Here is a 13745-nt window from a genome sequence, read left to right as displayed (position 1 = left end):
AACACACGAAGCCATTTCTTATTAAAAAATTACTTTAAAATGAAATTGGTGTAAAACATAGTTTTGTTCTTAAACCCTTAAATAATGGAAGAAACGAGTACAGTTGATATTAAGTCAATTAACGAAAAGATAGAAAGAGAAAGTGCATTTGTAGATTTATTAACCTTTGAAATGAATAAGGTTATTGTTGGACAAAAGCATATGGTAGAGCGATTACTCATCGGTTTATTAGGTCAAGGTCATATTTTACTAGAAGGTGTGCCAGGTTTAGCAAAAACATTAGCGATTAATACGCTTTCAAAAGCGATTGATGCTTCTTTTAGTAGAATTCAGTTTACCCCAGATTTATTGCCTGCAGATGTTGTTGGTACATTAATTTTTAATATGAAGGAGAATGACTTCACGATTAAAAAAGGACCAATCTTCGCCAATTTTGTTTTAGCAGATGAGATTAACAGAGCACCAGCTAAAGTACAATCGGCTTTGCTTGAAGCGATGCAAGAAAAACAAGTTACTATTGGTGATGAAACGTTTATTTTAGACAAGCCATTCTTGGTAATGGCAACGATGAACCCAGTTGAGCAAGAAGGAACGTATCCGTTACCAGAAGCACAAGTGGATCGTTTTATGTTAAAAACGGTTATCGATTATCCAACGATAGATGATGAGCAGCAAATTGTAAGAGCGAACTTAAGAGGAACTTACGAAAAAGTAAACCCTGTAGTTTCTATCGCTCAAATTCTAAGCGCACAAAATGCAGTTAGAGAAGTTTATATGGATGAAAAAATCGAGAAATATATTCTCGATATCATTTTCGCAACACGTTATCCTGAAAAATATAAACTTGGGGATTTAAAACCATTAATTTCGTTTGGAGCCTCTCCTCGTGGAAGTATAAACTTAGCTACAGCAGCTAAATGTTACGCTTTTATTAAACGAAGAGGTTATGTTATTCCAGAAGATGTACGTGCTATTGTTCACGATGTTTTACGTCACAGAATAGGAATTACTTACGAAGCAGAAGCCGAGAACATCACTTCAGAAGATATTATCAATAAGATTGTAAACGTAATCGAAGTACCATAATAGTGGTCAGTAAATCAGTATTCAGTTGGCAGTGGCTAACTCCAATTCTGATTTATACGTAACGACTAACTGAAGACTGCTCACAGCAAACTGAAAAAATGGATACTAAAGAACTTCTTAAAAAAGTACGAAAAATAGAGATTAAGACACGTCGTTTGTCTGATCATATATTTGGAGGTGAATATCACTCAACCTTTAAAGGTCGTGGTATGACATTTTCTGAAGTGCGCCAGTACCAATTTGGTGATGATGTAAGAAATATAGATTGGAACGTTACAGCAAGAACCAATTCGCCTCATATTAAAGTTTTTGAAGAAGAGCGAGAACTTACCATGATGCTTATGGTAGATGTTTCAGGAAGTGAAATGTTTGGAACACAAAATCAATTTAAAAATGAAATAGTTACAGAAATGGCAGCTACATTAGCGTTTTCTGCAACTCAGAACAACGATAAGATAGGTCTTATTTTATTTTCAGATCAGATTGAACTTTATATTCCTCCTAAAAAAGGACGTTCTCATGTACTTAGAATAATTAGAGAATTAATAGAGTTTAAGCCTAAGAGTAAACAAACTAACGTTGCAGAAGCCTTTAAGTTTTTGTCTAACGTCATGAAGAAAAAGGCGATTGTTTTTGTGCTATCCGATTTTGTAGCCGATAATTACAAGCAGAATCTTAAAATTGCAGCAGGTAGACACGATATTACCGGAATTAGAATTTATGACAAGCACGAGGAAGATATTCCAAATTTAGGCATGGTTCAAATGCAAGACGAGGAAACCGGAGAATTAATTTTGGTAAATACGTCATCTAAAAAGGTAAGACAGAATTATAACCAATTTTATAACGAAAAAGTCAACTATTTTAAAGACAGTTTCACTAAATCTGGAGCAGGAGTTATTGATTGCCGTGTAGATGAAAGTTATGTAAAGAAACTCTTAGGGTATTTTAAAAGAAGAGGATAGAAAAAAAGAGTAGAGAAAAAAGAGTAGAGAAAAAAGAGTTTAGCGAAAAGAAGAAAAGAATATGAATAAGAAAAATAACATAATAAGAAATACAAGCCCAATGGTCAGCCGTCTTAGGTCAACCGTTTTAGGTCTATTTTCTATATTCTGTTTTCTATCATCACTCGTCTCTTCAGCTCAAGTTACTTCTGAAATTGACACTACAAAAATTAGAATTGGTGAACAAATCAACTATAAAATTAATGTAGAAGCAGATTCTTTAGCACTGGTTGTGTTTCCAGAAGGGCAAACATTTATGCCTTTAGAAAATGTAGAGGCTTTAAAAATAGATACCACTAAAAGCGAAGCAAAATTTCTACTATCTAGAATTTATAAGCTAACACAATTTGATTCTGGCGTATATACAATCCCGAGGCAAAAAATAATTATAGGGGAGCAACCCTTTTTTACAGACTCTTTAAAAGTTTCGGTTAATACGATTGAGGTCGACACAACAAAACAGAAACTCTACGATATTAAGCCTATTATTGAAGTTGAAGAAAGTGGAAGTGATTGGTGGAAATGGATTCTAATCGCATTATTCATAATTGCGGTTGTTGCATTTTTATTGTATTGGTTTATTTGGAGAACAAAACCATTAACAGAGGAAGAAGAAATAGCGTTATTACCTCCTTACGATCGTGCAAAATTAGCCTTAAAAAAGCTTGATGAAAGTCAATTTTTAATGCGCTCAGAGGTTAAAGAATATTATTCTGAATTAACCTTTATTGTCAGAAAATATTTAGATGAAAAAGTCTATGATCGTGCTTTAGAAAGTACCACATCAGAATTAATTACAAGATTGAATTTATTAAAAGATGGCAATCAAATTCCGCTTTCAAAAGAAACCATCTTACATATAGAATCTATATTACAACGTGCCGATTTAGTTAAGTTTGCGAAGTCTGCGCCAGATACTGCGCTTGCGGAAATGGATAAATCTACAATAGATAAAGCCATAGATCACGTTAAGGTGAGTTTGCCAGAACCATCCGAAGAAGAAAAGTTATTAGACCAGAAATATAAAGAAGTCCAAGAGCGCAAAAAGAAGCGTGCAAAAATATGGATTACCGTTGGTATTTCAGTATTTCTGATTATTGCAACCTTTGTTGGCTTCGGGATAAAATATGGTTTTAGTTACGTAAAAGATACTATAATTGGTCACGAGAGTAAAGAGTTGTTAGAGGGTAATTGGGTTAAAAGTGCTTATGGTTTTCCACCTGTTTGGATTGAGACACCAATAGTATTAAAACGTGTTGATCCTCAAATTCCGGAAGAAGCTAAAGAGAAACTCAACATGACCACTTTTGCTTACGGTACCATGTTAGATGTTTTTAGTGTGGTTATCAATACCACGACACTAAAAGTGCCTAAGCAAGCACCGCAAGGAGAAAAAACAGAGAATCCTACCTTTGATTTATTGAAGGTGTCAGAGGAAACTATTAAAGGTTTTGAAGCAAAAGGAGCTTCCGATATAACGATTAAAAGAGATAAGTTTATTACCCCTAATAATGCTGAAGGCTTAAAAACATTTGGTACGTTAAACCTAAAGGGAGCAGAAACAGATAATTTTGTGAATGCAGAATATGTATTGTTATGTTTTTCTAATGAAAATGTATTACAGCAAATTGTGATCACTTGGTCTAAAGATGATGATTATGCAGACGAAATGATTGAGCGTATTATGAATTCTGTTGAGTTAAAACCTGAAGAGCCTGTAGAAGAAAAAGAATAATGTTAGAGAATATACAATTTTTAAATAAAGAATTTTTCTGGTTGCTGTTGCTTTTGCCAATAGCAATAGTTTGGTATGTCTTTAAAAACAGTAAACAAACGGCCGAGTTAAAAATATCGAGTATTAAAGGTTTTAAAGGGGCATCTTCATTTTGGACAAAATTTAGACATGTTCTCTTTGCATTGCGCTTACTTGCTTTAGCCTTTTTAATTACAGCTTTAGCCAGACCCAGAACTGTGGATGTGTCTACAAAGACTAAAACCACTAGTGGAATAGATATTGTTATGGCAATTGATGTTTCGGCAAGTATGTTGGCAAAAGATTTGCGTCCAAACCGATTAGATGCTTTAAAAGAAGTAGCAGCCGATTTTATTGATGGTCGCCCAAATGACCGTATTGGCTTAGTAGAATATGCTGGTGAGGCTTATACTAAAACACCAATCACCAGTGATAAATCTATCGTAAAAAGATCGTTAAGAGATATTAATTACAATTCTATTATCGAAGGCGGAACGGCAATTGGTATGGGTTTAGGAACTTCTGTAAACCGATTAAAAGATAGTAGAGCTAAGAGTAAAGTTATTATTTTATTAACGGATGGTGTTAATACGTCTGGTGCCTTAGACCCCAAAACAGCTAGTGTTTTAGCTGTAGAATATGGAATTAAAGTCTATGCTATTGGTATAGGTACTAATGGTACAGCATTGTCACCAATTGGTTTTAATCCTAATGGAACGTTTAGATATGGTCGTATGCAAGTAGAAATTGACGAAGCTTTATTAAAGGAAATTGCAGCAGAAACAGGTGGGAAATATTTTAGAGCCACAAACAATGATAAGTTAGCTGAGATTTATGAAGAAATTAATAAGCTCGAAAAAACCGAAATTGAAGAAACAAAATATTACAATTACGACGAAAAATACAGGCCATTAGTGCTCTTTGCAGGACTGTTATTATTGATAGAATTATTATTAAGAAATACAATATTTAGAAGCTTTGTTTAGAATTGACGAAAAAATATGGTTTTGGACGTTGCTGGTAATACCGGTAATCATTCTGTTGTTTATACTACTTCAGCTTTGGAGACGGTCTGTACAGAAGAAATTTGCAGATTCTGGCTTACTAAAACGTCTTAGCCCAAATCAATCCTTATTTAAAAGTGTTTTAAAAATGTTAGTGCTTTCTGGGGCGTTTGCTTGTTTGTCTTTAGCCTTAGTGAATCCTAAAATAGGTACAAAATTAGAAACGGTTAGAAGTGAAGGTGTAGATATTGTTTTTGCCGTAGATGTTTCAAAAAGTATGTTGGCTGAAGATATTGCGCCAAACCGATTAGAAAAATCCAAGCAGTTAGTTACTCAAATTGTGAATAGTTTAGTGAGCGACCGAGTGGGTATTATTGCGTATGCTGGCAAAGCATTTCCGCAATTACCAATTACAACAGATTATGCTTCGGCAAAAATGTTTTTACAAAACATGAATACCGATATGTTATCCTCACAAGGAACAGCAATTAGTGAAGCGATTCAACTTTCTAAAACCTATTTTGATAATGAAGACCAGGCCAATAGGGTGTTGATTATTATTTCAGATGGAGAAGATCATGATGGAGAGGCTTTAAGTGTTGCAGAAGAAGCTGCAGAACAAGGCATAAGGATATTAACTATTGGAGTTGGTAATGTTAAAGGAGGACCTATTCCTATAAAGCGCAACGGAGTAATTCTTAATTATAAGAAAGACAATAACAATGAGACTGTTATTACCCGGTTAGACGAATCTACATTAAAAGAGATTGCAGCAGAAGCCAATGGAGTTTACATTAACGGAAGCAATACGGCAAAAGTTGTGGAGACTATAAAGGAAGAGCTAGATAAAATGGATAAACAAGAATTTGAATCGAAACAAATTGCAGATTTTAAAGATCAATTTCAATGGTTTTTGGCTTTCGGAATTCTATTATTGTTTATTGATATCTTCTTTTTAGAACGAAAAACAGCTTGGTTAAAGAAGTTGAATTTGTTTAATGAAACATATATCTAAAAGGATTAATTGAGAAGCTTCTTATAAAATAAGTTCAATGCGACTTTTTTAATCAACAGAAGCGAACGAATTAAAATTTTTAGATTTTTTTTAACGCTAAGTCAATTAGAGCTTTAGTAATTTAGAGGTCGTTTTCATAATTAAGAGATACACATGAAACTATATATACTACTTATTACGATTTTTATTGGAAATTTTGGAATATCCCAAGATCTCAATAAAGAACAGTTAAAAGCTGACAAGAACGCAACCAATTTTGTGTATAAAGCAAATGAGTTGGTCGGGGAAGATAACTATGTAGAAGCCGAAATGGAATACAGAAAAGCCATTTCAGAAGCGCCAACCAAAGCTACAGGTGCTTATAATTTAGCACATTCGTATTACACAAAAGGGAGTTTTGATGAAGCCTTATTTAGAAGTCAAGAAGCAGCAAATAATGCAACTACCAAAGATGAAAAGCATAGGGCGTTTCATAATATTGGTAATATTTTAATGCAAAATAAGCAATGTAAAGAAGCAGTTGAAGCTTATAAAAATGCCTTGAGAAACAATCCACTTGATGAAGAATCGCGTTATAATTTTGCCTTAGCAAAAGAATGTGCCGATCAGCAAAAAGATGATGGAGGAGGCGAAGATGATAAGAAGGACGACAATAAAGAAGACGAGCAGAACAAGGAAGACGAGCAGAAGAAAGAGGACGAAAATAAAGACGATAAAGAAAAGAAAGACGATCAGGATAAAAAGGACGAAGGAGACCAAGATAAAAAAGACGGAGATAAGGATAAGGATGAAGACGGTAAGCCAAGAGACGATAAAAAGGATGATGGTAAAGGAGATGAAGATAATAAGGATAACAACCAAAAACCGAAGCCACAACAAGGCCAAATGTCTCCTCAGCAAATAAAGAATATTTTAGATGCGATGCAAAATCAAGAACAAAAGGTTCAAGAGAAAATGAATGCAGAGAAACAAAAAGGAGCTAAAGTTAAGACAGAAAAGGATTGGTAATAATCAGTTAACAGTATTCAGTCGCAGTATGAGGTCTCTTACTGTGATAGGTTAGCTTGTTTTTTTAATTAAACAGTTTGTAGGTTCTCATAAAATTTTAAATTTTTGTCACACTGAGCGCAGTCGAAGTGTATTAATAAATTAAATGAAATCAATTAAAAACATAGTAATAGTATTCTTAGTACTTGCAACAAGTATCGCTTCTGCACAAGTTAAATTTGAAGCAAAAGTCAGCAAGAAGAAATTAGGGATTAATGAGCGCTTACGTATCGATTTCGAAATGAACGAAGACGGAGATAATTTTGTACCTCCAAGTTTTGCAAATTTTGATGTCGTTGGAGGGCCAAATACGTCCGTGAGTAACTATTCAAGAAATGGTAAACGTTCTTATTCTAAAACCTATAGTTATTTTTTAGCACCAAAATCGCGAGGAAACTTTACGATCAAACAAGCAACCATTGAAATCGATGGTGAAACCTATAAAACATTTCCAATAACGGTAAATGTCACTGCTGCTGTGAGTGCTCCTAACGAAAATGCAACCGCTTCAGAAGTTGCTTCAGAGAATATTCATTTAGTTGCTGAGGTATCAAAAGCAAGTCCATATTTAAATGAAGCCATCACTGTAGTTTATAAATTATACGTTTCAAAAGATACAGGAGTAAGCAGTTGGAGAGAAAAAGATACACCTAGATTTAATGATTTTTGGAGTCAGAATATAGATGTTAAAGGATTTACTGTTCATACAGGCGAATATAATGGTGAAGAGTACCGTTATGTTATTCTTAGAAAAACAGTGCTTTACCCTCAAAAAACGGGGGCTTTAAAATTAGAGCCGTTAGTGATGGAGGTCACTGTAGAAGTGCCATCAAATAGAAGAGATGTTTTTGGTAGGGTATTATTAACTAGAGTGCCAAAAATGGTCACTGCTGGTAGTAGAACTATTAATGTAAAAGCATTGCCAGAAGAAGGAAAACCTTCTGATTTTAAAGGTGCTGTTGGTAATTTTGATTTCAAAGTTTTAACGTCTAAAACACAGTTAAATGCTACGGAATCGCTTCAGGCTAAAATAGAAGTTTCAGGATCAGGAAATTTAAAACTTTTTGAATTGCCAAAGCTTACGGTTCCGAGTTCCTTAGAAGTTTATGAGCCAGAACACCAAGAAAATGTTCGGACTAACCTAAGTGGTATGCAAGGTAATATTTCTGATACGTACACCATAGTGCCACAGTACAGAGGGAAATATCCTGTTCCGACGATTTCATTTTCATATTTCGATTTAAAAACGGAAAGTTATAAGCGTATTTCTTCAGACGATATTGTTATTGATGTGTTAGAAGGTCCTATGGCAGCTAATGCGACCACGGAAAACGCTGCAGATACAACTAAACAGACGGTTAATACAAGTGCAACTACGTTTGCCTTTATAAAAACCAATTCTAATTGGACGAGCATAAAATCAGAACCGTTCTTTAAGTCTACTGGGTTTTGGTCCTTATTATTGGTGCCATTTTTGGCCATTCCCTTAGCAATCATTGTGAGACGCAAAAAGGACGAACGCGATGCAGATGTACAAGGTAATCGTATTAGAAAAGCAGATCGTTTGGCTAAAAAGTATCTAAGCGAAGCTAAAAAAGCACTTGGGCAAAAAGAATCATTTTACTTAGCCTTAGAAAAAGCACTTCATAATTATTTAAAAGCAAAGTTGACTATTGAAACTAGCGATTTTAACAAAGAAAAAATTGAAAGTCTACTAATAGAGAGACAGGTTTCAAAAGAAGTGGTTTCAGATTTTATTTCAATATTAGAAAATTGCGAATTGGCACGTTATACTCCAATTACACAGGTTACCATGCAGAATGATTATGATAAGGCAGCGAATACAATTTCATTAATAGATAAGCAACTAAGATAATATGAGAACAATTACCGTCTTACTTATATATTGTTTTAGCCTTATTGGCTTTTCTCAAAATGACCAAAGTTTTAATGATGCAAATGCCTTATATAATGATGGCAAATTTGCAGAAGCGATTGATATGTACGAATCTATTTTAGATTCCAAAGAACATTCTGCCGAGCTCTATTTTAACTTAGGAAATGCCAATTACAAGCTTAACAATATTGCGCCTAGTATTTATTATTTTGAAAAAGCGCTTCAATTAGATCCAAACGATAAGGACATACAAAATAATTTGGCTTTTGCGCAAAACATGACGATTGATGCTATAGATACGGTTCCGGTTGTTGGGTTTTCAAGAATAATAAATAATATAGTCAATACGTTTAACACAGATGTTTGGGCAAAAATCGCAGTAGGTGGTGTGCTTTTATTTGTAATTATATTTTTAGCCTATCACTTTTCATATACGAGTTCTAAAAAAAGAATTGCGTTTGTAACTAGTATTGTTAGTTTATGTATTGCCTTTTTTGCAGTAGCTATGGCTTTTCAAAAAGAAGGTTTAAATAAAAAAGATAATCCTGCAATTGTATTTGTACAAGAAAGCAGAGTGAAAACGGATCCTAATCCTACTAGTGAAGAGGTGTTTAGGTTGCACGAAGGCACTAAAGTGCAGGTCGTTGAAACTTATGATGATTGGAATAAAATTCAATTATCTGATAACTCTACAGGTTGGATTCCTTCTAAAGATATTAAACTATTAAAGGTTTTTTAGAACTAATTTAACAGTCTGTTAAAATCGAACATATTATATTTGCCGCTTATGCAAAAAAGCTCCAAATACAGAATAGCTATTTTTTTAACCATAGTATTTATGGCGCTTATTTCTGCACCTACAATTATCATGTCTATTGATGACTCAATTGATGTGGCGTGTTTTTTTAGTATAACTGAAGAAGAAGAAAACGCACATGCTAAGCTTCTGTTTGATAAAGATCATCAAGATTCAGAATTTTTAATAGAAGATCAAGAAATTACACATCTTGAAGGCTATAGGTTTAAAAATTACCCTAAACCGCATCTTAATTTAATTTCTCCACCTCCCGATTTTATTTAATATTTTTTCGTCCGACATTTATTGTCCCCCAAAAAAAGTATTAAAATAACTATTGAAATCTATTCAATAGATAAAATCATTATATAAAATGTTTAAAACATTAAAAAACGACTTGCCTGCAAGTGTCGTTGTATTTTTCGTTGCACTACCCTTATGTTTAGGTATTGCTTTAGCCAGTGGAGCACCACTTTTTTCAGGAGTAATTGCTGGTGTAATTGGTGGAATTGTAGTAGGATCCTTAAGTGGTTCTAAATTAGGAGTTAGTGGTCCTGCAGCTGGTTTAGCAGCTATAGTACTAACAGCCATTGGTACTTTAGGTGGTTATGAAAACTTTTTAGTAGCTGTTGTATTAGGTGGAATTATTCAATTGCTATTTGGAGTATTAAAAGCCGGAATTATTGGCTATTATTTTCCATCTTCGGTAATTAAAGGTATGCTTACAGGTATCGGAATCATCATTATTTTAAAACAAATCCCTAACTTTTTTGGCTATGATGAAGAATCTGCTTGGGATTTAGAATTTTTTGAAATTGACGGCGGTAATACGTTTTCAGAGCTAATTTCTATGTTTAGTAACATACACCCTGGAGCTGCCTTAGTAGGAATTATAAGTTTATTACTATTAATACTTTGGGATAAGGTATTGACTAAGAAATCTAAAGTATTTGAAATTATTCAAGGGCCTTTCGTTGTCGTAGTTTTAGGGATAATATTCTTTACATTAACACAAAATCACGACATACTTTCTATAGGAGGAAAACATATGGTAAGTGTTCCAATTCCTGATGATTTAGATTCTTTTATTGGTCAATTTAGCTTTCCTAATTTTGCTGTAATTACAAATTATGAAGTTTGGATTGTCGCTTTTACCATTGCATTAGTGGCAAGTTTAGAAACCTTATTAAGCGTTGAAGCATCAGATAAACTTGATCCAGATAAGAACGTAACACCTACCAATAGAGAATTATTAGCACAAGGAACAGGTAATATTCTTTCAGGATTAATAGGAGGTCTTCCTGTAACTCAGGTAATTGTTCGAAGTTCTGCCAACATACAATCTGGTGGGAAAAGTAAAATGTCAACTATTATTCATGGATTTTTATTATTAATTTCTGTAATATTAATTCCAACGTTACTTAATAAGATTCCTTTATCAGTGTTAGCTGCAATTTTATTAATCGTTGGTTATAAATTAGCAAAACCATCGTTATTCAAAAAGATGTATAATTTAGGATGGAAACAATCAGTTCCATTTTTTGCCACCGTAGTAGGAATCGTTTTTACAGATTTATTAGTTGGTATTGGTCTAGGATTAGCTGTTGGTATCGTTGTTATACTATTAAAGAGCTACCAAAACTCTCACTTCTTACATATTGAAGATAACAGTAATGGAAAACACAAAATTAAGATGGCACTTGCTGAAGAAGTAACCTTCTTTAATAAAGGTGCAATTCTTAAAGAACTAGATAGTTTACCAAGAGATACGTATTTAGAGTTTGATGTTACAAAGACGAGGTACCTAGATTATGATATTATTGAAATTCTCGAAGATTTTGCCTTTAAAGCAAAAGAGAGAAATATAGATATCAAATTAGTTTCAAAACGTGGAGTTGTTGAAAATCCACCGAGTTTTATTGAGTTCTTTCAATTAAGACCTAAGTCTAATATAAGTTTAAGCTAGAAATCATGAAAAATAGTAAATATAAAATATTGGTACTTTCTGATTTAAGCAAAACGACAAGTACCACCATAAAAAGTAGTGTGAGTTTAGCACAAATGATTGATGCAGACATCGAATTATTTCATGTTAAAAAACACATTGATATTGTAGATAGAGATAATCAACTCTCTGCAATTAGAACGTTAAATGATGAACAGATTTCGACTAAAAAGAATATCGAAGCATTAATTAATCCGATTTCAAAAGCGTATAATATAACCATCAATTATAGTTATGCTTTTGGGAAAATTAAAGAAGAAATCCGTAATCAGATCGCACTTTCTAAGCCAGATATTATTGTTTTAGGACAACGAGATTCTAATCCGCTACAGCTCATTGGGGATAGTATTACACGTTTTATCTTGAAAAATTTTAAAGGTGTCATTATGATTTCATCCAATGAAAACGCATTGGTGCCAAATGAAAAAATGTCTTTAGGGGTTTTTAATGATTCTAATAAAATCTTTAATACTGAATTTTCAAAAGATTTAATGCTGCATGCAAAAGCACCGTTAAAATCTTTCAAAATTATAAACAGCCAACAAGAAACTGAACACACAGCAACTGAAAATGAAGAAAAAATCATAGAGTATGTATTTGAGCAAAATGCAGATGCTATGGATACCCTTTCTTCATATTTGTTGAAAAACAATATTAACTTATTGTGTGTAGATAGAGCTGAAGGTAAATCGAAAAATACAGGTGAAGCCTCATTAAGAGAAGTGGTGAGCAAATTGAATGTTTCATTATTAGTTTCGGAAGCATAGATAAATAACAATTAAAATTAAACGAAAAAAACATTATGAAAGCACATACAAAAGAAACCCAAGCAACAATGACACCTCAAAAGTCATTGCAATACTTAAAAGAAGGAAACCAAAGATTTCAAAATAATTTAAAGGCTAATCGTAATCTTTTAGAACAAGTAAATGATACAAGCGATGGGCAATTTCCATTTGCAACGATTTTAAGTTGTATCGATTCTAGAGTATCGGCTGAGTTGGTATTTGACCAAGGATTAGGAGATATTTTTAGTGTACGTGTTGCAGGTAATATTGTAAACGAAGACATTTTAGGTAGTATGGAATTTGCATGCAAGTTAGCAGGTACAGAACTTATCGTCGTTTTAGGACACACAAGTTGTGGAGCTGTAAAAGGAGCTTGTGACCATGCAGAAATGGGGAATCTAACCAAGTTAGTTCAGAAAATAACACCAGCTGTAAATGCAGTTACGGAGCCTAAGGACGAAAGTTTAAGAACTTCTAAAAACTTAGATTTTGTAGATGACGTATCACACATGAACGTACAATTAATGATTGATAGAATTCATGCCGAAAGCCCAATTCTTACCGAAATGGAGAAAAACGGTGAGATTAAAATTATCGGTGCGATGTACGATGTAAATACGGGTGAAGTAAAATTTTATGAATAAAAAGTAAAAATATAATATGTTTAAAAAAATAAATATGGTAGCTCTAACGCTTTTGTTAGTGCTACCATTTTTTACGTATGCACAAGACAGTAATTTTGGTAATTGGCTTATTTATATAGGAAATAAGAAGCTAGATTCCAAATGGAATATCCATAATGAAGTACAATATAGAAGCTACAATATTATTGATGATTTAGAGCAATTACTTATAAGAACAGGTGTTGGATATAATTTATCAGAAAACAATAATAATATTTTACTCGGTTATGGTTATATTCTATCTCAAAATTATACTGATGAATCCGAAGATAAAATTTCTATAAATGAGCATCGTATATTTCAACAATTTACAACTAAACAAACTTTTGGTAGTGTTGGCTTAAGTCATCGCTATCGTTTTGAACAACGTTTTGTTGAAGACGATTTTAAAATGCGCTTTCGTTATTTTTTAGGAATTAATGTGCCGTTAACGAAAAAAGAAAGCAATAGCTATTATCTTTCCGTATATAATGAGATTTTTTTAAATACGGAATCTTCTGTTTTTGATAGAAATAGAGTTTATGGAGGCGTAGGTTACAAGGTGAATAAATCACTAAGAATAGAAGCCGGTTATATGAATCAATTTTTTGAAACTAATAATAGAGATCAATTTAATATTATTACGTACCTTAATTTCTAAAAAAAATCAAGATTTGTATCAATAGAT

General features: G+C 33.1%; 12 protein-coding genes and 1 pseudogene. All 13 read left to right on the top strand.

Translation table 11 applies throughout. From position 1 onward, the window contains the following. Positions 1-84: 84 nt before the first annotated feature. Positions 85-1086, top strand: coding sequence for an AAA family ATPase (locus tag DFQ09_RS03440; protein ID WP_115808224.1), 1002 nt, complete (start codon positions 85-87; stop codon positions 1084-1086). Positions 1087-1184: 98 nt separating this feature from the next. Continuing rightward, positions 1185-2051 carry a DUF58 domain-containing protein gene (locus DFQ09_RS03435; protein ID WP_115808222.1) on the top strand — a complete coding sequence of 289 codons (867 nt, stop codon included), beginning with the start codon at positions 1185-1187 and terminating at the stop codon, positions 2049-2051. A gap of 100 nt (positions 2052-2151) precedes the next feature. Beyond that, positions 2152-3825 (top strand): hypothetical protein, encoded by a 1674-nt coding sequence (locus DFQ09_RS03430; protein WP_115808412.1) that lies wholly within the window; start codon positions 2152-2154, stop codon positions 3823-3825. After that, a complete protein-coding gene (locus DFQ09_RS03425) occupies positions 3825-4829 on the top strand; it encodes a vWA domain-containing protein (protein WP_115808220.1) in 1005 nt (334 codons plus the stop codon). The genes DFQ09_RS03430 and DFQ09_RS03425 overlap by 1 nt, the downstream gene beginning before the upstream one ends. Next, positions 4822-5862, top strand: coding sequence for a VWA domain-containing protein (locus tag DFQ09_RS03420; RefSeq protein ID WP_115808218.1), 1041 nt, complete (start codon positions 4822-4824; stop codon positions 5860-5862). Before DFQ09_RS03425 ends, DFQ09_RS03420 begins: the two co-directional genes overlap by 8 nt. A 153-nt stretch (positions 5863-6015) precedes the next feature. Beyond that, positions 6016-6870: an aerotolerance regulator BatC gene (locus DFQ09_RS03415; RefSeq protein ID WP_115808216.1), complete on the top strand. Its 855-nt coding sequence runs from the start codon at positions 6016-6018 to the stop codon at positions 6868-6870. A gap of 145 nt (positions 6871-7015) precedes the next feature. Next, entirely contained in the window at positions 7016-8785 is a 1770-nt protein-coding gene (locus tag DFQ09_RS03410; protein ID WP_115808214.1) for a BatD family protein, read from the top strand. A 1-nt stretch (position 8786) separates the two neighbouring features. Beyond that, complete coding sequence (locus DFQ09_RS03405; protein ID WP_115808212.1) at positions 8787-9545, top strand: tetratricopeptide repeat protein; 759 nt, start codon at positions 8787-8789, stop codon at positions 9543-9545. A 48-nt stretch (positions 9546-9593) separates the two neighbouring features. Beyond that, a complete protein-coding gene (locus DFQ09_RS03400; protein WP_245940297.1) occupies positions 9594-9887 on the top strand; it encodes a hypothetical protein in 294 nt (97 codons plus the stop codon). 88 nt (positions 9888-9975) lie between these two features. Next, on the top strand, positions 9976-11568 hold the full coding sequence (locus tag DFQ09_RS03395; protein ID WP_115808208.1) for a SulP family inorganic anion transporter: 1593 nt from the start codon (positions 9976-9978) through the stop codon (positions 11566-11568). A gap of 5 nt (positions 11569-11573) precedes the next feature. Then, complete coding sequence (locus DFQ09_RS03390; RefSeq protein ID WP_115808206.1) at positions 11574-12374, top strand: universal stress protein; 801 nt, start codon at positions 11574-11576, stop codon at positions 12372-12374. A 29-nt stretch (positions 12375-12403) separates the two neighbouring features. Continuing rightward, positions 12404-13039, top strand: a pseudogene (locus DFQ09_RS03385) (carbonic anhydrase family protein); the annotation flags it as partial. 16 nt (positions 13040-13055) lie between these two features. Then, complete coding sequence (locus DFQ09_RS03380; protein ID WP_394347260.1) at positions 13056-13718, top strand: DUF2490 domain-containing protein; 663 nt, start codon at positions 13056-13058, stop codon at positions 13716-13718. Positions 13719-13745: the final 27 nt, after the last annotated feature.

This window comes from Winogradskyella pacifica (genome assembly GCF_003386275.1).
Lineage (GTDB): Bacteria > Bacteroidota > Bacteroidia > Flavobacteriales > Flavobacteriaceae > Winogradskyella > Winogradskyella pacifica.
Note: the sequence above shows the minus strand (reverse complement) of the source record. Positions and strands in the feature narration are given on the sequence as shown.

Excerpts from the sequence above, each read along its gene's own strand:
- DFQ09_RS03440 (WP_115808224.1), top strand. The coding sequence starts at position 85 with ATGGAAGAAACGAGTACAGTTGATATTAAGTCAATTAACGAAAAGATA.
- DFQ09_RS03435 (WP_115808222.1), top strand. The coding sequence starts at position 1,185 with ATGGATACTAAAGAACTTCTTAAAAAAGTACGAAAAATAGAGATTAAG.
- DFQ09_RS03430 (WP_115808412.1), top strand. The coding sequence starts at position 2,152 with ATGGTCAGCCGTCTTAGGTCAACCGTTTTAGGTCTATTTTCTATATTC.
- DFQ09_RS03425 (WP_115808220.1), top strand. The coding sequence starts at position 3,825 with ATGTTAGAGAATATACAATTTTTAAATAAAGAATTTTTCTGGTTGCTG.
- DFQ09_RS03415 (WP_115808216.1), top strand. The coding sequence starts at position 6,016 with ATGAAACTATATATACTACTTATTACGATTTTTATTGGAAATTTTGGA.
- DFQ09_RS03410 (WP_115808214.1), top strand. The coding sequence starts at position 7,016 with ATGAAATCAATTAAAAACATAGTAATAGTATTCTTAGTACTTGCAACA.
- DFQ09_RS03405 (WP_115808212.1), top strand. The coding sequence starts at position 8,787 with ATGAGAACAATTACCGTCTTACTTATATATTGTTTTAGCCTTATTGGC.
- DFQ09_RS03400 (WP_245940297.1), top strand. The coding sequence starts at position 9,594 with ATGCAAAAAAGCTCCAAATACAGAATAGCTATTTTTTTAACCATAGTA.
- DFQ09_RS03395 (WP_115808208.1), top strand. The coding sequence starts at position 9,976 with ATGTTTAAAACATTAAAAAACGACTTGCCTGCAAGTGTCGTTGTATTT.
- DFQ09_RS03390 (WP_115808206.1), top strand. The coding sequence starts at position 11,574 with ATGAAAAATAGTAAATATAAAATATTGGTACTTTCTGATTTAAGCAAA.
- DFQ09_RS03380 (WP_394347260.1), top strand. The coding sequence starts at position 13,056 with ATGTTTAAAAAAATAAATATGGTAGCTCTAACGCTTTTGTTAGTGCTA.